This window comes from Streptomyces liliifuscus (assembly GCF_016598615.1).
GTDB lineage: Bacteria > Actinomycetota > Actinomycetes > Streptomycetales > Streptomycetaceae > Streptomyces > Streptomyces liliifuscus.
This window is the reverse complement of sequence record NZ_CP066831.1, coordinates 2,809,543-2,828,283: the sequence shown is the minus strand read 5'-3', so window position 1 is coordinate 2,828,283 and position 18,741 is coordinate 2,809,543. Positions and strand designations below refer to the sequence as shown.

Below are 18,741 nucleotides of genomic sequence, written 5' to 3'. Positions count from 1 at the left end.
CAGCACGATGACGAGGGCCGCCGGGACGGCCAGACCCGTACGAGCCGCCCGAAGGAGCTGATTTCGTGACATCGGCGACCGTGAGGAAGCGGTCAGTGAAACGGTCAGCGAGGGGTGCGCCGGGTGGAGGCAGAGGAGGAGGGCGAGGCGGCGGCCCGAGGGACCGCCTCGTCGACCACGGCGCCTGGTTCCTGGTGCTGCCCGCGCTGATCCCGATCCTGGTGCTCAGCGTCGGACCGCTCCTCTACGGCATCGCGCTGGCGTTCACCGACTCCCAGTCGGGCCGCACCGAGCCCACCCAGTGGATCGGGACCCTCAACTTCCAGGACCTGCTGCACGACACACTGTTCTGGGACTCGTTCCGGATCGGTCTGCTGTGGGCGGTGGGGGTCACGGTCCCGCAGTTCCTCCTGGCCCTCGGCCTCGCTCTGCTGCTCAACGAGAACCTCCGCTTCCGCTGGCTGGCACGGTCGCTCGCGATCATCCCGTGGGCGATGCCCGAGGTGGTCGTCGGCATCATGTGGCGGCTCGTCTACAACCCGGACGCGGGCATCCTCAACGAGACGATCCGCGACCTGGGTCTGGGCGACGGCCGCGACTGGCTGAGCGGCCTCGCCACCGCCCTGCCCGCGGTGATCGTGGTCGGCGTCTGGGCGGGCATGCCCCAGACGACGGTCGCCCTGCTCGCCGGACTGCAGAACACCCCGCGCGAACTGCACGAGGCCGCGGCGATGGACGGCGCGGGCGCCTGGCGCCGCTTCCGCACGGTGACCTGGCCCGCCCTCAAACCGGTCGCGCTCGCCATCACCGCACTCAACTTCATCTGGAACTTCAACTCCTTCGCCCTGGTGTACGTCCTGACCAGCGGCGGACCCGGCGGGCGCACCCGGCTGCCGATGCTGTTCGCCTACGAAGAGGCCTTCCGCTACGGGCAGTTCGGGTACGCGGCGGCGATGGGGTGTGTGATGGTCGCGGTGATCTCGGTGATCCTCGCCCTCCATCTCGTCGGCCGGCTGAGGGGAGGCGAGGACGCGTGAAGACCCGGAAATCGGCTCGCGCGGGCCAGTACCTCGCGCTCCTCGCCTATCTCGTCTTTCTCGCCTTCCCCTTCCTCTGGCTGATCTCCACCGCTTTCAAACCGCCGCGAGAGCTGGGGAGTCTGCATCCGACCTGGATCCCCAAGGACCCGACGCTCGCCAACTTCCGGCAGGCCTTCGACGAACAGCCCCTGCTGGACGCCGCGTTGAACTCGCTGATCGCGGCGGTCGGCGCGGCGGTGATCGCCGTACTGATCGCGACCCCGATGGCGTACGTCATGGCCCGGCACCGCACTCGGCTCGCGAGGGCCGCGACCGGCTGGGTCGTGGTCAGCCAGGCCTTCCCGTTCGTGCTGGTGATCATCCCGCTGTTCCTGGTCCTGAAGAACCTGCGGCTGATCAACTCCGTACCAGGTCTGATCATGGTGTACGTCGTCTGGGCGCTGCCGTTCGCACTGTGGATGCTCGTGGGGTACGTACGGGCCGTGCCGACCGAGCTGGAGGAGGCCGCGGCCGTGGACGGTGCCGGCAAGCTACGGACGCTGGTCTCGATCACCGCGCCGCTGCTCGCGCCGGGGATCGTCGCCACGGCGCTGTTCGCGTTCATCAGCGCGTGGAACGAGTTCTTCTTCGCGCTGGTGCTCCTCAAGACCCCGGAGAAACAGACCCTTCCGGTCGTCCTCACGCACTTCCTCGGCGCGGAGGGCGTGGCGGACCTCGGGCCCCTCGCGGCCGCCGCGTTCCTGGCGACCCTGCCCTCGCTGGTCGTCTTCGCGATCATCCAGAAACGGATCACGGGCGGGATGCTCGCCGGGGCGGTGAAGAGCTGATGCGGACGAAACGGCTCGTCGCGATGGTGGTGGCGCTGCTGCTCACGGGCAGCGCCTGCACCGGCGGCGACGGCGACTCCCAGGACGGCGGGATCACCCTCCGCTTCCAGTCCCTTGCCTGGCAGGAGGAGTCCATCGACGTCAACAAGGAGCTGGTGAAGGAGTGGAACGCCGCCCATCCCGACGTCAAGGTCGAGTACGTACAGGGGAGTTGGGACAGCGTCCACGACCAGTTGCTCACCTCCTTCGAAGGTGGTGAGGCGCCGGACATCATCCATGACGCCTCGGACGACCTCGCGGACTTCGCGTACGGCGGGTATCTCGCGGATCTGCGTGACCTGCTGCCTGAGCGACTCAAGTCCGATATTCCACAACGGAGTTGGGAGACCGTGACCTTCGGGGACGGGGTCTACGGCGTTCCGTTCCTCCAGGAGCCGCGCGTCCTGATCGCCAACGCCGAGTGGTTGCGGGAGTCTGGCGTACGGATTCCCACGCCCGAGAAGCCTTGGAGCTGGGACGAGTTCAGGGCGATCACTGATGAACTCGGTGGCGGGGACGAGGACGGTGACGGGAAGTACGGTGTGGCCTGGCCGCTCAAGGAGCCCGTGTCGGCCACGCTCAATCTGTCGCTCTCGACCGGCGGGCAGCTGTTCCACCGGGGCTCGGACGGCAAGGTGCGGATTCGGTTCGGGGCGGGCGACGAGGTGGTGCCTCGGACCATTCACGATCAGGTCAACACCGATGGCAGCGCGTCGAGTTCGACGCTCGGCAGCGGTGGGTCCGACACGCTGCCCGGCTTCTTCGGCGGCAAGTACGCGATGGTTCCGCTCGGGTTCTCCTTCCGGCAGCAGATCGTGCAGCAGGCGCCGAAGGGCTTCGAATGGCAGGTGCTGCCCGCGCCGGCCGGTGCGGACGGGCTCACTCAGGGGGTGAGTCCACAGACCTTGTCCGTCGCGGAGGACAGTCCGCACAAGGAGGAGGCCGCCGCGTTCATCGACTTTCTGCTACAGCCGCGGAACATGGTGCGGCTTGCGCTCGGCGACTGGATGTTGCCCACCGGTACGGGGGCGCTCCGGGATCCGGCGCTGCGGGTCGAGGAGGACGGGTGGGCGATCGGGACGGCCCTTGCGCGGTATCTGCGGTCGGCGCCGGCGCAGTCCGTGCGGGGGTATCCGGAGTGGAAGGACAAGGTGGCTACGCCTGCGTTTCAGGAGTACTACAGCGGGGCTATCGGGCTTGGTGAGTTGCGGGAGCGGTTGGTGGGGGACGGGAATCTGGTGCTGGCGCGGTATCAGAGGTGACGGTTCGCCGGCGCGGGCCTTGGGGGATGCGGGTGGTTTGTTGGGTGCCGGCCGGTGGGGGCTGGTCGCGCAGTTCCCCGCGCCCCTAAAAGATTGCGCCGTTCCCCGCGCCCCTAAAAGCAGGCGGTTGCTCGTGCCTCTGAAGGAATGTGCGGGTGAAAATCGGTTGTCCGCCTCTTCCTGGTCCGCCTAGCGTGCCGAGTGTGGGTATCAACTCGATTTTCTTCTCCGGTCTTGGCCGGGGCTGCACGTGCTCCATTCGGATGCGGTGCGCCCCCGGTGCCCTGACCGGCCCGGGGTTCTGCGCTCGCTGACGGCATCTGCCGCAGGGGTGCCCCCTCTCACGTACGCCTTGAAGCAGGTGCGCGGCTGACGCATACCCGTTTCTGCGCGTCCTTTTTTCTCCCTTCCGGTCGGGGCCTTCGTCTGCCCGTTTTCGACCTCACGGAAGACAAGGACCGCAGGCCATGGCCCGCCCCACCCACGTTTCGCGCGCGCTCTCGCAGAACTTCCTCACCGACCGCGCCACCGCGGACCGCTTCGCGCGGCTCGCCGTACCACAGCCGAAGCACCCGCCCCTGGTTCTCGAAGTGGGCGCGGGCAAAGGCGCGTTGACCGAGGTGCTCGCACCCCGCTGCCGGGAGCTGCTCGCCTACGAGATCGACCCACGACTCGTGCCCGCCCTGCGCGCCCGCTTCTCCGGGACGCCCCAAGTGCGGGTGATCGGCGGCGACTTCCTCGCCGCCCGACCACCGGGCAGCCCCTTCTCCGTCGCAGGGAACGTGCCCTTCTCGCGTACCGCGGACGTCGTCGACTGGTGTCTGCGCGCGCCCGGTCTCACGGACGCCACGCTCCTCACCCAGCTCGAATACGCCCGCAAACGCACCGGGGACTACGGGAGTTGGACCCTGCTCACCGTCCGCACCTGGCCGCGCTTCGAGTGGCGGTTCCTCGGGCGGGTCACCAGGACGCGGTTCCGGCCCGTGCCCCGGGTCGACGCCGGAATCGTACGCATCGAGCGACGCCGTACCCCGCTGCTCGACCGGACCTCGTACGACGACTGGCGGCACCTGGTCGAGCTCGGTTTCTCGGGGGTCGGCGGTTCGCTGCACGCCTCGCTGCGCCGGGCCCATTCGAGGCGCCGGGTGGATGCCGCGTTCCGGGCCGCGCGGCTCGACCCTCGTGCGCTCGTCGGGGAGGTGGCGCCCGAGCAGTGGCTGGGGCTCCACGACGTGCTGGCATCGCGGTGAGCCGCGCAGGGCGGGAGGCCGTAATCGAGTTGTACGAGACGTCTCGTCTCGCCTATGGTCGACTCATGACCACCTCGCACCCCGCCCACATCGCCATGTTCTCCATCGCCGCCCACGGGCACGTGAACCCGAGCCTTGAGGTGATCCGGGAACTCGTCGCCCGCGGGCACCGGGTCACGTACGCGATTCCGCCCGCCTTCGCCGAGAAGGTCGCGGAGACGGGCGCCGAGCCGAAACTGTGGAAGTCGACCCTGCCGTCCCCCGACGACGACCCCTCGGCGTGGGGTACCACGCTCCTGGACAACGTGGAGCCCTTCCTGGCCGACGCGATCCAGGCGCTTCCACAGCTCATCGAGGCGTACGAGGGCGACGAGCCGGATCTCGTACTGCACGACATCACCTCCTACCCGGCCCGTGTCCTCGCCCACCGCTGGGGCGTCCCGGCCGTCTCGCTCTCGCCGAACCTCGTCGCCTGGGAGGGGTACGAGGAGGAGGTCGCCGAGCCGATGTGGGCGGAGCCGAAGCAGACCGAGCGGGGGAAGGCGTACTACGCGCGCTTCCACGCCTGGCTGGAGGAGAACGGGATCACCGAGCATCCCGACCCGTTCGCCGGCCGCCCCGCCCGTTCCATCGTGCTGATCCCGAAGGCCCTCCAGCCGAACGCCGACCGGGTCGACGAGTCGGTGTACACCTTCGTCGGAGCCTGCCAGGGCGACCGCGCCGCTCAGGGGGAGTGGCGGCGGCCCGAAGGCGCCGAGCGCGTCGCCCTCGTGTCCCTGGGGTCCTCCTTCACCAAGCAGCCCGCCTTCTACCGCGAGTGCGTGCAGGCGTTCCGCGATCTGCCGGGCTGGCACGTGGTGCTGCAGATCGGCAAGCACGTCGACCCCGCGGAGCTCGGCGAGGTCCCGGGGAACGTCGAAGTGCGGGACTGGGTACCGCAGTTGGCGATCCTCAAGGAGGCCGACGTCTTCGTCACGCACGCGGGCGCCGGCGGCAGCCAGGAAGGGCTGGCCACCGCCACGCCGATGGTGTGCGTGCCCCAGGCCGTCGACCAGTTCGGCAATGCGGACATGCTTCAGGCGCTCGGCGTCGCCCGGCACCTGCCGATGGAGGAGGCGACGGCCGAGACCCTGCGCGAGGCCGTACTCACGCTCACCGGAGACCCGGACGTCACGCGGCGGCTCAAGGAGATCCAGGCGGAAATGGCCACCGAGGGCGGCACAACACGCGCGGCGGATCTGATCGAGGCGGAAATCCCCCAGCGCACCACGGGTGCATGACCGAACCTTTACCGAGACCGGAAGGCGTGTGATCGGGTGCCCGTCCGCGAAATCGGGTGACCGTCCGCGAACTGGAGTGACCGTCCGCGAACTCCGAATTCCCACGGGTCACGGTTGTAGGGCCAACGGTGAAGCCATGGCGCACTTTGGATAACGGGACGGTCATTCGATAACGCTCGGGTAACGCGGCATCCGCCCGAGCAGGGCATGGACAGGGTTATGGGGTTCGACGGTTACCCCCTGTCGAAGGTTGCACGGGTCACTTCTTGTTCCTTGTATGAACACCTTCCTAGCTTGAGGTGAACTCACTACGAACGCTGGGAAGTTGATCAATGCGCCGAGACATACCGCCCCTCGCCGAGGTGCGCCGCCTCACCGAGAAGAAGCGTGACGCGTGGTGGACCGTGCTGCTCGTCGACCCGGTGGCCACGCCGCTGGTGAGGCTCACCGCGATGCGTACGAGGATCACGCCGAACCAGATCACCTGGGGGGCGTTCCTGCTCGGCCTGGTCTCGGCGGCCTGCTTCGCCTTCGGCGACTGGCGGTGGCTGATCGCCGGCGCCCTCGTCTACCACCTGAGTTTCATCCTCGACTGCATGGACGGGAAGGTGGCCCGGCTGACCGGCCAGGGCTCCGTCTTCGGGGCCTGGCTCGACTTCGTCTTCGACCGTATCCGGGTGGCGGTGTGCGGGGTCGCGCTGATGGCCGGGCAGTACGACCGCACCGGTGACACCCTCTACATCTGGCTGGCCCTCGCGGTCGTCGGCCTCGACACGCTTCGGTACATCAACTCGCTGGAGATCTTCAAGATCCGCTACAACATGCGCAAGCAGATCAAGGCGCGGGTTCGGGAGGCCCGCCGCGCGGAGAACTCCGCCGAGGTCGCCTTCATGGAAGACCTGCTGCGCAACAACCCCTCGGCGGACATCGAACACGACATCCGCAAGACGTCGACGGTGTCCGAACCGGGCGCCCATTTCGCGGAACCCGCCGCCAACGCGACGGAGTTGGCCTCCAACCCGGCCGAAGCGGCCTCCGAGCCGGCCTCCCAGGAAGCCGCCGACGCTCCCCGGAAGCCCCAGGGCCAAGTCATCGACCTCCAGCAGGAGTTCCGCCACCGCTTCCCGGTCTATCTCCGGATGCGGTCCTTCCTCCTGCGCCACCGGATTCGTACGCATCTGGTGAGCGGCATCGAGTTCCAGATGGGCGTCTTCATCGTCGGCCCGCTCCTCGACGCGGTCATCGAGGCCACCCTGGTCTCGGGCGCCCTGCTTCTGGTCTTCGAACTCGCCATCATCTACAAGCTGTTGCTCTCCACCCGTGACTTCACCCGCACCATCGACTCCTTCGAGCGGGACGAGGTGGCCACGGCGGCCTGATCCGGCGTGCCGCACACGACGGCGTGGCCGGGGCGAGTGCCCCGGCCACGCCGTCGCTGTGTGGTGGTTCAGGCTGTGTGGTGGTTCAGGTCGTCAGACCCCGACCCTCTCCCCCTCGACCGCCGGGGGCGGCGGCGAGGACACGGCCTCGGCGGACTCGTCGTGACTGAGGTCCGGCAGGCGGTTCAGCCACTTCGGGAAGTACCAGTTGCGTTCGCCGAGGAGGGCCATGACCGCCGGGAGCAGCACACCGCGGATGATCGTCGCGTCGATGAGGACCGCGGCCGCGAGGCCCACGCCCATCTGCTTCATGGACTGCATGGACAGCGTGCCGAAGATCGCGAAGACGGCGACCATGATGACGGCGGCGCTGGTGATGACACCGGCCGTCGTGACCACCCCGTGCTGGATGGCGTCGCGGGTCGTCAGCCCCCGCAGCCGTGCCTCACGGATTCGCGAGACCACGAACACGTGGTAGTCCATCGAGAGCCCGAAGAGGATCACGAAGAGGAACAGCGGCAGCCAGGTGATGATGGCGCCCACGCCCTCCGCGCCCACCAGCGAGGCGCCCCAGCCGTGCTGGAAGACGGCGACCAGGATGCCGTAGGCCGCCCCGACCGAGAGGAGGTTGAGGACGATCGAGGTGATCGCGATCGTCAGCGAGCGGAACGACAGGAGCATCAGCAGGAAGGCGAAGACCACGACGAAGGCGAAGACCGGCGCCACCGCGCTGACGAGCTGGTCGTTGAAGTCCTTCGATCCCGCCACCTGACCGGTCACCGGCGCCTCGACCCCGTCGACCTTGCCGAAGGTCGCCGGACGGACCTCGTCGCGGATGATCTCCAGGCTCTTCTCGGCCTTGTCGAGGTCCGATCCGCCCACCAGCGGTACGTACACGAAGGCGACGTTCTGCGCATCGTGCACCTTGACCTCGACCGGACCGCGCGAGGCACCCGAACTGACCGCCTGCTCACGGAAGTCGGCGATCGCGGACTTCACTTCGGCGGAGTTGATGTCGGAGGCCTTGACGACCACCTCGGCCGGGTCGGAACCACCCGGGAAGGCCTCGTTGACCCGCTCGTACGTCTTCACGATCGGCAGTGAGTCGCCGAACTCCTGGTCCAGCGTGAGGTTCTGGGTCTTCATGCCGAGCGCGGGAGCCGCGATGGCCAGCAGCGCACCGGCCGCGACCACCAGCGAGATCGCCGGCTTGGCCAGCACCACCCGCAGGACGCTCGTCCAGAACCGGCTTCCGTTGTCGCCCGAACGGCCGTTGCCGGAACCGCCGTTGGCCTTGCGCCGCTTGTCCGGGTGCAGGAACGGGATGCGCCCCTTCTCGACCCGCGTACCGAGCAGCGAGAGGACCGCGGGCAGCACCGTCACCGAGCCGACCATGGCGACCGCCACGACCATCAGAGAGGCGAGCCCCATCGCCTTGAAGGTGGCGATTCCGGTGAACAGCATGCCGGCCATCGCCACGCACACCGTGACGCCGGAGACGATGATGGCGCGGCCGCTGGTCGCCGCGGCGATCCGCAGCGCGGTCTCGGGGTCCCTGCCCGCCGCGCGCTCCTCGCGTTCACGCCGCAGATAGAACAGGCAGTAGTCGACGCCGACCGCCAGGCCGACGAGCAGCATCACGGAACTCGATGTGTCGTCCATCGGCTGGATGTGGCTGACGATCATCATCAGGCCCATGGTGGCCACGATCGCGGTGATCGCGAGCAGGACCGGAACCAGGGCCGCGACCAGCGCGCCGAACGCGACCAGCAGGATGCCGAGGGCCACGGGGACGGCGGAGTACTCGGCCTGCTTGAAGTCGTCGCCGAACGCGTCGTCGAACGTCTTGTTCATGCTGGCGCCGCCGATCTCCTCGATCAGCAACGAGCCATGGTCCTTCTGCACCCCCTCGACGGCCTTCAGCACGGGCTCCACCCGGTCGCCCGCGGTCTCGGCGTCGCCGCGCATGTCGAACTGCACGAGCGCGCTGCGGCCGTCCTTGGAGATCGTGTCCGTGTCGTACGGCGAGGTCACATTGGTCACCTTGCCGGTGCCCTCGACCGCCTTCATCACGGCGTCGACGGCGGCGCGGAACTCGGTGCTCGTCGCCTTGACGCCCGCGTCCCTGCCCTGGACGAGCACGGTCTCCCCGGCCGGCTCCTCGATCCCCGCGTCCTCCGCGATGGCCGCGGCCCGGCCGGTCTCGCCGCTGAGCTGGTCGCTGTCCTTGAGTTCGACCGTGCCCGCCGCAGAGCCGAGCCCCATCGCCAGAACGACGAACAGCACCCAGATTCCGACGGCCGCCCAACGGTGCCGGGCACTCCAGCCGCCGGCCCGGGCCGCTATGCCCCGTACCCGCGTGTCTCTGTTACCCATGACGGGCTTGCCCCCTCGTCTCCGGTGCCGGCCCCCTGCCGGCACCTTCTGATTCGAAGGTATGGGGCGGATAAGAACCTCTCGTCGTGCTGCCCGGTGAGGTGCGGGGGGTCCGAGTCCTCCCCTCGGACCCCGCGACCTCAGCACTGAGGAGGATGAAAGCCCCTTACATGTAAACCGGCGCCTCGGGGGTCGTGATCAGGGTGTCCGGTCCGTCCGCGTCCGGGTCCGATCTGCCGGGGAAGATCCTCTTTGGTGTTACGAAAGTTTGTTGAACAAGTCACAGCTGTGTGCGGGGGTTGAACTGAGCGCGCCCATCGGCCAGGGTTTTGAGCCAACCGGCCGGTAACTTTCAGTGTCCGGCCGCCCTGAAGCCGCGGCCGTCGTGCCCACCCCCACGGGGCACGACGGCCGCTTTATGGTGTGCGGATGACTGAGGGCATGACGACGTACGCGGCACTGCTGCGCGGGATCAACGTGGGCGGCAACAAGAAGGTGCCGATGGCCGAGCTGCGCACCCTCATGGAGGGCCTCGGGTACGACGGTGTCCGTACGTATCTCCAGAGCGGGAACGCCGTCTTCTCCGGCGGCCACGGTGACGAGGACGCGCTCGCCGCGGAACTGTCGGGGGCGCTGGAGAAGCGCTTCGGCTTCACGGTCGACGTCCTGGTGCGCGACCACGCCTATCTACGGGCCGTCCTCGACGCCTGTCCGTTCCCGGCCGCGGAGCTGGAGGCCAAGCAGCTGCACGCCACCTACTTCTCCGAGCCGGTCGACGCCGAGCGCTTCGCGTCGATCGACCAACAGGCCTTCCTGCCCGAGGAGTTCCGCCTCGGCGACCGTGTCCTCTACCTGTACGCTCCCGACGGCCTCGGCCGCTCCAAGCTGGCGGAAACCCTGTCGAAGCCCCGGATGTCGAAGGGGATCATCGCCACCACACGGAACTGGAACACCGTCACCAAACTCGCGGAGCTGACCAGTGGCTGACCACGGCCCCGCCATCGAGGCGGCCATCGAGGGCGAACTGCGCCTCCTCGACCCGGAGATCCGCCGCTCGCCCGAACTCCTCGGGGCGCTGCTGCACCCCGACTTCCACGAGTTCGGAGTCTCCGGGCGGCACTGGGACCGGGCCTCGATCATCGACGCACTGGCCACGGCGAAGGAACCGGGGACCGGACCGGGTATCACCTCCCGGGTGAAGGGCGTCGAGCTCGCCCCCGACCTGGTCCACCTCATCTTCGACACGGAGCACAACGGCCGTCACGCACACCGGAGTTCGCTGTGGCGGCGGACGGGTGAGGAATGGCTGCTGTACTTCCACCAGGGCACGCCGTTCAGCCCCGGAGGCTCTCGGGAAGCCTGATCTGCCGGACACCGAGGTAGGTCGTGTACGAGGTGATCTCCGCCGGGACGGCGAGGCGGGGGTCCGCGAACAGGCGCCGGATCTCCTCGGCCGACACGGCCTCCGCGGCCGTCACCGCGGCCACCTCGTCCAGCAGCGCGAGATCGTCCGCGGTCACCTCCGGCTCGTCCTTCGCCGCCAGCCCCCACGCGTCCCACGGCAGCACCTCCACCCTGCCGAGGGCCGCGAGATCCCGTACGACGTTGCAGCGCACGAACCACAGGCCGCGCAGGTCGCCCGTGGGGAGGGGGACGCCGAAGGCTTCTGGGTCCGCGTCGCCCGCCCGGCACGCCCGCCAGCCGGCTCCGGCGACGAGGAACCGGTCCCGCGGGACGTCCAGCGGGTCGAAGAGCACGTCGTGCGCTCCGTCGGCGACCTGGGCGTCCGCGAGCCGCCAACCGCCGTCCGGCAGACGGTATTCGGTGACCCAGTGGTCCCCGTGGGTCACGGGGGAGGTGCCGTCCTCGAAGTACGTGGCGAAGCCGCACCGGACGCGTGCGGGGGTGCCCGTCGCCCGCAGGAACGCGCACATCAGCAGCGCGAAGTCCCGGCACGTGCCGGCGAACCGCTCGTCCAGCTCCCGGTGTTCGGTGAGCGGCGCCGGCCGACGCTCGCGCAGGATCCGCAGGATCGCGCTCACATACCGGGCCTCGGCGTCCTCGTGCCGGCGCTCCTCGGGCATCGCGTACCCGAAGTGCCCGCCCTCCTCCCGATGGATGAGCAAGTTCCTCACGAGGGAGGCGAGTTCACGCGGATCGGCGGGCAGATCGGCCGGTACGGCTCCGGGGTCGCTGTACGGGCTCTGCTTGAGGTGGAAGTCGTGGGAGTCCATGCCCCGGAGCCTGGAGTCTGCCCCAGGGGCAAGGTCAAGCGCGGTCGAGTGGGGTCAACCCAGGGCGTCGAGGCGGGACATGTCCTCCTCGCTCAGCCGTACGGCGGCCGCGCCGAGGTTCTCCTCCAGATGCGCGAGGGAGCCGGTGCCGGGGGTCGGGCAGAGCGCGGGGGAGCGGTGCAGCAGCCAGGCCAGGGCGATCCGGCCGGGCAACACTCCGTGCGCGGCGGCGATGTCCGCGCACACCGCGTCCGTCGTCAACGAGCCGTTGCCCAGCGGGAACCAGGGCAGGAACGCGATGCCGTGCGTCTCGCACAGCCTCAGCAGCGGTTCCGAGGCGCGGTCGCCGACGTTGAACCGGTTCTGCACGGACGCGATGTCCGTCAACTCCCGGGCAGCATCGAGCTGTTCGGCCGTCACCGAGTCGAGCCCGATGTGCCGGATCCTGCCCTCCCGGCGCAACTCGTCGAGCGCGCCCAGCTGTTCGGCCATCGGCACGTCCGGGTCCAGCCGGTGCAGCTGGTACAGGTCGATCGTGTCGAGACGCAGCCGTCGCAGACTCGCCTCGCACATCGCCCGCAGCCGCTCGGGCCGCCCCTCGATGTGCCAGGCGTCGGCGCCGGTGCGTACGACACCGCCCTTCGTGGCGATCACCAGGCCGGCCGGATACGGGTACAGGGCCTCGGCCACGAGCTCTTCGGCCACCGACGGGCCGTAGTTGTCCGCCGTGTCGATCAGCGTGACCCCGCGCTCGACGGCCCGCCGCAGAACGGCCACCGCGTCCCGGGCCTCACCACGCGGCCCCCAGCAGCCGGGACCGGTCAACTGGGCGGTGCCGTAACCGAGGCGGCGTACGGGCAGCTGTCCGGCGAGTTCGAAGATTTCCGGAATCATCGATGGAGCGTACACACGTCTGTGGCAGGCTCGGACGCATGCGCTACATCATCATCGGAGCAGGGGCTGTGGGCGGGGCCGTCGGCGGTCGCCTCGCCGAGTCGGGGCACGACGTCGTGCTGGTCGCGCGCGGCGCGCAGTACGAGGCGCTGCGCGAGCGGGGGCTGCGCCTGGTGACGCCCGACGGGCCGCACACCCATCGGCCGCCCGTCGTCGACGGGCCGCACGCGCTCGGCGAACTGGGCGCCGACGACGTGCTCGTACTCGCCGTCAAGACGCAGGACAGCGAGGCGGCGCTGGAGGCGTGGGGACCCGTGCCCGTGGCGGGCGGTGGCACGGCGGCCGAACGGCTGCCGCTGGTCTGCGCGCAGAACGGCGTGGAGAGCCAGCGGCTCGCGCTGCGCCGCTTCCGGCGGGTGTACGGGGTGTGCGTGTGGCTGCCCGCGACGTTCGTCGAGCCGGGGGTGGTGTCCGCCGCCGGTACGCCGCTCACCGGGATCCTGCACCTCGGACGCTATCCGCACGGCACGGACGAGACGGTACGGAGCATCGCCGCCGACCTGTCCGCGTCCCGCTTCGAGGCGCCGGTCGTGGCCGACGTGACGCGCTGGCAGTACGCCAAGCTCCTCGGCAACCTCGCCAACTCGATCGAGGCCGTCAGCGGTGTGCTCACGAGCGAGGAGGGCATCGCGCTCTATGGCCGGGTGCGTGCCGAGGGCGAGGCCGTACTGGCCGCGGCGGGCATCCCGTACGCCTCCGAGGAGGAGCAGAAGGAGGCCCGCGCCGACAAGATCCGCTTCGAGCCCTTCGACGGGTCCGAGCGGGGCGCCGGGTCGTCGTGGCAGTCGCTGAACCGTGGCACTGGGACGATCGAGGCGGACTATCTCAACGGGGAGATCGCCCTGCTGGGCCGGTTGCACGGCGTACCGACACCGCTCAACGACCTCCTCCAACGGCTCGCCAACGACTTCGCCCGTGAGCGGCGGGCGGCCGGTTCGATGCCGGTGGAGGAGCTCGTGCGGCTGGCCGGGGACGCTGTCGCGTTTGTTCAAGAGGGTCAGTCGCCGCGTCCTTAGCGTGGGACGCATGGACAAGAACGCGAACAACAGCCTGGACGAGAGCCCGGACAAGGGCGTGGACAGGGGCCCGAAAAAGACCCCGGACCAGGAGAACGCGCCCTACACGATCGAGAGCCTGTACCCGTCCATGGTCGAATGTGCCGCCGAGGCCGCCCGGGTCGCGCGCGGGGTCACCGCGGCGCAGCTCGCCGGGGCCACCCACTGTTCGGACTGGGACGTCCGGGCCCTGGTGAACCACTGGGTGCTCTACACCTCCCACGGTCTGGAGCATCGGGCGCTGCGCAAGCCGCTGCCCGAGTCCCTGACCGGGCGGGACTTCGCCGCCGAGGCCGGGTGGGCGTCCGCCTATGCCGCCCAGCTGGACCGGGCGGTTGCCGCGTGGGCCGATCCGGTGGTGTGGCAGGGGGAGGTGGACCTCGGCATGGGGTCCATGGCCGCTCCCGAGCTTGCCTCGATGGTCGTGAAGGAGATGGCGGTGCACGGGTGGGACGTCGCCACGGCGACCGGCCAGGAGTACCGCATCTCCGACGCGACGGCCCGCATCATCCTGGACGTCGTAACCACCCACGGCGCCCTATACCGCCAGTACGACGGCTTCGCCCCCGCTGTCCCGGTGCCGTCCGACTCCCCCACCTTCACCCGGGCCATCGCCTTGAGCGGCCGCGACCCCCGTCTGTCCCAGACGCCCTCGTGAACGAACCTTTTTCGCCCCCGCCGCCCCTACCCATTCCCGTCCCTTACTCAGGGGCTCCGCCCCCGAACCCCGGCATCGCGCTGCCGCGCTCGTCCTCAAACGCCGGACAGGCTGAGAGGTGGGCGGGGGCTGATGGGGGTGGGTGGGTTCACCGTGGGTGGGTGGGAAATCGGCCTGAACGGCCTCGTCCTCAATCGCCGGACAGGCTGAGAGGTGGGCGGGGGCTGATGGGGGTGGGTGGGTTGACCGTGGGTGGGTGGCAGATCGGCCTGAACGGTCTCGTCCCAATCGCCGGACGGGCTGAGAGGCGCGTGGATGGGAGATCGGTCTGGACGGCCTCGTCCTCAAACGCCGGACGGGCTAGAGGCGGGCGGGGCTGATGGGGGTGGGTGGGTCGGTGGAGATCGGCCTCGGTCTGGCTTGATCTCAAGCGCCGGGTGGGGTGAAAAACTGGGGCGCAGCCCCGTTTTTCAGGGGCGCGGGGAACTGCGCGACCAGGCACACGCGACCCGCACCCGACGACGCACCCGCCGGGGTCTGGGGCGGAGCCCCAGAGGGATGGGACGGGTAGGGGCGGCGGGGGCGAGGAAGGGCCCCCGTCAGGCGCCCACCGCCGTCAGCGCCGGGGTTCGGGCGGCGTCGTAGCGGTCCAGGAGGACGCGGGCCACCTCCGGGGACGCGCCCAGGACGTCGGCGAGGACGTCCGCCTCGGCCGCGCCCCGCGCGATCCGGTCCGGGAGGAAACCGGGCGCCAGGACGTAGGGAGCGACAGCCACGCGCGCGCACCCCAGCGCACGCAACTCCCGCACCGCATCCCCCGTACGAGGCAACGACGCGGAGGCGAACGCAGGCCGCACGGCGCACCAACCGGTCCGCCGCCACTCCCGCGCGATTTCTGCGATCACTGCGATCGCCTCCGGGTCCGTGGACCCCGCCGAGGCCAGCACGACCCCGGTCGAGGACTTGTCGGCGGGGGACAACCCCGCCTCGTACAACCGCCGTTCGAGCGCGGCGGTCAATAGTGGCGACGGGCCGAGCACATCCGCCTGCCGGATCCTCAGCCGCGCCGGAGCCTCACTCAGCACCGCCGGGATGTCCGACTTCGCATGGAAGGCCCGGGTCAGGAGGAGAGGGAGCGCCACCACGTCACGTACGCCCTCCGCCGCCAGTGACTCCAACACCCCCGAGACCGAAGGGATGTTGAAGTCCAGGAAGCCGGTCTCCACGCGGACGCCCGGGCGCAGGGCCCGTACCCGCCGTACCAGCGCGTGCACGGTCGCGGCATGGCGCGGGTCGCGGCTGCCGTGGGCGATGACGAGAAGTACCGGTCGGGGCATGGGAGTTCAGCTCTTCACGAGGAGACCGCGGCTGCGCAGTACCCACCGCTCCAGCGGACTGAAGATCAGCAGGTCGATGGCGATTCCGACGATCAGGATGAGGAGGATGGCGAGGAAGACCATGGACATGCTGTTGGCGGTGCGGCCGTTCTCCAGGAGCTGGCCGAGGCCGATGCCCAGGTCGGGTGAGGAGGCGATGATCTCGGCGGCCATGAGGGAGCGCCAGGAGAAGGCCCAGCCCTGCTTGAGGCCGGCGAGGTAGCCGGGCAGGGCGGCGGGGATCACGATGTGCCAGGTGCCGCGGAGCCCGGTGGCGCCGAGTGTGCGGCCCGCCCGCAGGTAGAGCGGCGGCACCTGGTCGACGCCGGAGACCAGCCCGTTGGCGATCGAGGGGACCGCGCCCAGCAGGATCACCGCGTACATCATCGAGTCGTTCAGCCCGAGCCACAGGACGGCCGGCGGCACCCACGCCACGGACGGCAGTGACTGGAGTCCGGACAGGATCGGGCCGATGGCGGCGCGGACGAACTTCACGCGGGCGACCAGCAGGCCCAGCGGCGTGCCGATCGCCAGGGCCATCAGGAAGCCGAGCAGGCCGCGCGAGACGCTGGTCCAGATGTACTCCAGGAGCGTCCCCTGGAGCCAGGCCTCGCTGACCTCGTCCCAGACCGCGGACGGTGCGGGCAGCTTGTAGCTGTCGGTGACCTTCGCCCAGACCAGGACCTGCCAGACGACCAGCACCAGCGCCACGGCGACGATCGGGGGGAAGATCTTCTCCACGAAGGTCCTGCGGAACGGGGCCCGCCCGGTCTGGACGGTCTCCAGCGCGTCCAGGCCCGCTTCGAGTCCGGCGAGATCGTTGCCGTCCTTGACGGGTTTCGTCTCAGTGCTGGCCATGGCGGCGGATCTCCCCACGCAGTTGTTCGGTGATCTCGACGGACAGGTCCGCGACGGCGGAGTCCTCGATGCGGCGTGGCTGCGGGATGTCGACCGTCCACTCGTGGGCGATCCGTCCCGGGCGGGAGGACAGCAGCACCACGCGCTCGGCCAGCCGTACCGCCTCGCGGACGTTGTGGGTGACGAAGAGCACCGACACGCTGGTCTCGCGCCAGATGCGGGTGAGTTCGTCGTGCAGCACGTCGCGGGTGATGGCGTCCAGGGCGGCGAACGGCTCGTCCATCAGGAGGAGTTTGCTGTCCTGGGCGAGGGCGCGGGCCAGTGCGACGCGCTGGCGCATCCCGCCGGACAGCTCGTGCACCCGCTTGCCGTAGGCACCGTTCAGCCGGACCAGGGCGAGCAGTTCCTCGGCCTTGTCGCGGCGTTCGGTCTTCGCCACGCCGCGGAGTTTGAGGGCGAGTTCGATGTTCTTGCCGGCGGTCAGCCAGGGGAACAGGGCGTGTTCCTGGAACATCAGGGCGGGGCGGCCGTCGGTGGCGATGGTGCCGGCGGTGGGCTGGTCGAGGCCGGCGACGAGGTTGAGGAGGGTGGACTTGCCGCAGCCGGAGGCTCCCAGGAGGGTGACGAACTCGCCGGGGGCGACATCGAGGGTGATGTCGTCCAGGACGAGTTGGCGGCCGGCGGGTGTGGTGAAGGACTTCGAGACGTGCTCGATCCGCGCGGCGTGCTCCACCGACGTCGTGGCGTCGGCGGCCTTGGCGAGGGCGGTTGCCATGGTCGTCACCTCCTGGGAACTCATGGGTGAAAGGGGCGGGTGCGGGGGTTACTTGACGCCGAGTCCGGCGTCGTCGACCGTGGTTTTGCCCTCGGCGGTGAGGACCTTGTTCAGCAGGGTGAGGTCGTAGATGCCGTCCAGCTTCGGCTTCTTGAGCAGGCCGGCCTTGACCGCGTGGGCGGCCTCGGTGTTGAGGGTGGAGGCCAGTGGGTCGTCGGTGAACTGGATCGACTTCCAGGCCGGGTCGAGCACGTTGGCGGGCAGCGGCTTGCCGGACAGTTCCTGCAGCTTGGTGTTGGCGGCGGCCTTGGCCTTGTCGGGGTTGGCGTTGATCCAGGTGTTGGTCTTCACCGAGCCGCGCAGCACCGCCTGCACCACATCCGGATGGGCGGCCAGGAACTTCTGGGAGACGATGATGTTGGTGATGACGAACTTCTTGTCGGGCCACAGGTCGGCCTCGTCCAGGAGGACCTTGCCGCCCTCGGCGACCAGCTTGGACGCGGTCGGCTCGGGCACCCAGGCGCCGTCGATGGAGCCGGACTTGTAGGCGTCCGGGGTGATCTTGTTGTCGGTGCGGACCACGGAGACGTCGCCCTTGCCGCTCTGTGCGTCGACGGTCCAGCCCTGCTCGGCGATCCAGTTGAGGAAGGCCACGTCCTGGGTGTTGCCCAGCTGCGGGGTGGCGATCTTCTTGCCCTTGATGTCCTTCAGGGACGTGACCTTGTCGGGGTTGACGACGAGCTTGACGCCGCCGGAGGCGGAGCCGCCGATGATGCGCAGGCCCTTGCCGTCGGTGGTGCTGTAGCCGTTGATGGCGGGGGAGGGGCCGATCCAGCCGATGTCGATGGAGCCCGAGTTGAGTGCCTCGATCTCGGCGGGGCCCGCGTTGAACTGGGAGTAGGTGGCCTTCGTGCCGCCGAGTTCCTTCTGCAGCAGGCCTTCCTGGTCGCCGACCAGGGCGGTGGCGTGCGTCAGGTTGGGGAAGTAGCCGATCCGCACGGTGTCCGCGGAGAGCTTCTTGCCCTCGGCCGCCACCTTCGAGGTGTCGTTGTCCTTCGACTCGGACCCGTAACCGCAGGCAGCGAGAGCGAGCAGGGGAAGCGCGGCCATGGCCGCGAACGTTCGCCGGAAGGCGGTGGATCGGTTGGCAGGCACGGGAGGGGTTCCTCTCGTTGGCCCGGCGGTCACGTCTCTCAGGTCGTGGCCGGGAGGTCGGCAGGTCTTCGTCGTATCCGCGACGGCGGGCGGGGGGACGGGGCGCGCAGGCAGTGCGCGTACGTCATTCCGCACATCGCGCCACCCCGCCCTGCCCGCAGCCCAGGGCGCCGCTGCCGACGCGGCCGCCCTCCTTCGCGAACGTGGAGTAGAAGTCGTGGGA

The 18,741-nt window shown here is 69.6% G+C and carries 17 protein-coding genes; 10 read left to right on the top strand and 7 right to left on the bottom strand.

Going from position 1 to position 18,741, the window contains the following annotated elements; genetic code table 11:
• Positions 1-65: 65 nt before the first annotated feature.
• The 6 genes from JEQ17_RS11970 to JEQ17_RS11945 all read left to right on the top strand — a co-directional run bounded on the left by JEQ17_RS11970 (position 66) and on the right by JEQ17_RS11945 (position 7,077).
• Complete coding sequence (locus tag JEQ17_RS11970) at positions 66-1,037, top strand: carbohydrate ABC transporter permease (RefSeq protein ID WP_407700047.1); 972 nt, start codon at positions 66-68, stop codon at positions 1,035-1,037.
• Positions 1,034-1,867 (top strand): carbohydrate ABC transporter permease, encoded by an 834-nt coding sequence (locus tag JEQ17_RS11965; protein ID WP_200395242.1) that lies wholly within the window; start codon positions 1,034-1,036, stop codon positions 1,865-1,867. The genes JEQ17_RS11970 and JEQ17_RS11965 overlap by 4 nt, the downstream gene beginning before the upstream one ends.
• Positions 1,867-3,168, top strand: coding sequence for an ABC transporter substrate-binding protein (locus tag JEQ17_RS11960; RefSeq protein WP_200395241.1), 1,302 nt, complete (start codon positions 1,867-1,869; stop codon positions 3,166-3,168). The genes JEQ17_RS11965 and JEQ17_RS11960 overlap by 1 nt, the downstream gene beginning before the upstream one ends.
• A gap of 467 nt (positions 3,169-3,635) precedes the next feature.
• Complete coding sequence (erm, locus tag JEQ17_RS11955) at positions 3,636-4,418, top strand: ErmE/ErmH/ErmO/ErmR family 23S rRNA (adenine(2058)-N(6))-methyltransferase (protein ID WP_200395240.1); 783 nt, start codon at positions 3,636-3,638, stop codon at positions 4,416-4,418.
• Between the two features lie 65 nt (positions 4,419-4,483).
• Entirely contained in the window at positions 4,484-5,698 is a 1,215-nt protein-coding gene (mgt, locus tag JEQ17_RS11950) for a macrolide-inactivating glycosyltransferase (RefSeq protein ID WP_200395239.1), read from the top strand.
• A 332-nt stretch (positions 5,699-6,030) separates the two neighbouring features.
• Positions 6,031-7,077, top strand: a complete 1,047-nt coding sequence (locus JEQ17_RS11945; RefSeq protein WP_200395238.1) for a CDP-alcohol phosphatidyltransferase family protein — start codon at positions 6,031-6,033, stop codon at positions 7,075-7,077.
• Between the two features lie 93 nt (positions 7,078-7,170).
• Here the strand turns inward: JEQ17_RS11945 and JEQ17_RS11940 are convergent, their stop codons facing one another.
• Positions 7,171-9,453 carry an MMPL family transporter gene (locus JEQ17_RS11940; RefSeq protein ID WP_200395237.1) on the bottom strand — a complete coding sequence of 761 codons (2,283 nt, stop codon included), beginning with the start codon at positions 9,451-9,453 and terminating at the stop codon, positions 7,171-7,173.
• 429 nt (positions 9,454-9,882) lie between these two features.
• Here JEQ17_RS11940 and JEQ17_RS11935 point away from each other — a divergent pair, with 429 nt between their 5' ends.
• Both JEQ17_RS11935 and JEQ17_RS11930 read left to right on the top strand, forming a co-directional pair.
• The gene (locus tag JEQ17_RS11935; RefSeq protein ID WP_200395236.1) at positions 9,883-10,440 is read left to right on the top strand and encodes a DUF1697 domain-containing protein; all 558 of its coding nucleotides are present in this window, start codon (positions 9,883-9,885) and stop codon (positions 10,438-10,440) included.
• Positions 10,433-10,816: a nuclear transport factor 2 family protein gene (locus tag JEQ17_RS11930; protein WP_200395235.1), complete on the top strand. Its 384-nt coding sequence runs from the start codon at positions 10,433-10,435 to the stop codon at positions 10,814-10,816. Before JEQ17_RS11935 ends, JEQ17_RS11930 begins: the two co-directional genes overlap by 8 nt.
• Here the strand turns inward: JEQ17_RS11930 and JEQ17_RS11925 are convergent.
• Positions 10,788-11,687, bottom strand: coding sequence for a transglutaminase-like domain-containing protein (locus tag JEQ17_RS11925; protein ID WP_200395234.1), 900 nt, complete (start codon positions 11,685-11,687; stop codon positions 10,788-10,790). The two genes, JEQ17_RS11930 and JEQ17_RS11925, sit on opposite strands and share 29 nt — an antisense overlap.
• 54 nt (positions 11,688-11,741) lie before the next feature.
• Entirely contained in the window at positions 11,742-12,581 is an 840-nt protein-coding gene (locus tag JEQ17_RS11920) for an aldo/keto reductase (protein WP_200395233.1), read from the bottom strand.
• Between the two features lie 38 nt (positions 12,582-12,619).
• On the opposite strand from JEQ17_RS11920, the gene JEQ17_RS11915 reads away from it, so the two are divergent.
• Together JEQ17_RS11915 and JEQ17_RS11910 are read left to right on the top strand one after the other, a co-directional pair.
• Positions 12,620-13,657: a ketopantoate reductase family protein gene (locus JEQ17_RS11915; protein WP_200395232.1), complete on the top strand. Its 1,038-nt coding sequence runs from the start codon at positions 12,620-12,622 to the stop codon at positions 13,655-13,657.
• Between the two features lie 130 nt (positions 13,658-13,787).
• Complete coding sequence (locus tag JEQ17_RS11910; RefSeq protein ID WP_234048710.1) at positions 13,788-14,354, top strand: TIGR03086 family metal-binding protein; 567 nt, start codon at positions 13,788-13,790, stop codon at positions 14,352-14,354.
• Positions 14,355-14,953: 599 nt separating this feature from the next.
• On the opposite strand, the gene JEQ17_RS11905 is transcribed toward JEQ17_RS11910, so the two are convergent.
• The 4 genes from JEQ17_RS11905 to JEQ17_RS11890 are packed head-to-tail and all read right to left on the bottom strand — an operon-like array spanning position 14,954 to position 18,518.
• Complete coding sequence (locus JEQ17_RS11905) at positions 14,954-15,691, bottom strand: sirohydrochlorin chelatase (RefSeq protein WP_200395230.1); 738 nt, start codon at positions 15,689-15,691, stop codon at positions 14,954-14,956.
• A gap of 6 nt (positions 15,692-15,697) precedes the next feature.
• Positions 15,698-16,588, bottom strand: a complete 891-nt coding sequence (locus tag JEQ17_RS11900) for an ABC transporter permease (protein ID WP_200395229.1) — start codon at positions 16,586-16,588, stop codon at positions 15,698-15,700.
• Positions 16,575-17,363 carry an ABC transporter ATP-binding protein gene (locus JEQ17_RS11895; RefSeq protein ID WP_200395228.1) on the bottom strand — a complete coding sequence of 263 codons (789 nt, stop codon included), beginning with the start codon at positions 17,361-17,363 and terminating at the stop codon, positions 16,575-16,577. The genes JEQ17_RS11900 and JEQ17_RS11895 overlap by 14 nt, the downstream gene beginning before the upstream one ends.
• Before the next feature lie 48 nt (positions 17,364-17,411).
• Positions 17,412-18,518 carry an aliphatic sulfonate ABC transporter substrate-binding protein gene (locus JEQ17_RS11890; protein WP_200395227.1) on the bottom strand — a complete coding sequence of 369 codons (1,107 nt, stop codon included), beginning with the start codon at positions 18,516-18,518 and terminating at the stop codon, positions 17,412-17,414.
• Positions 18,519-18,741: the final 223 nt, after the last annotated feature.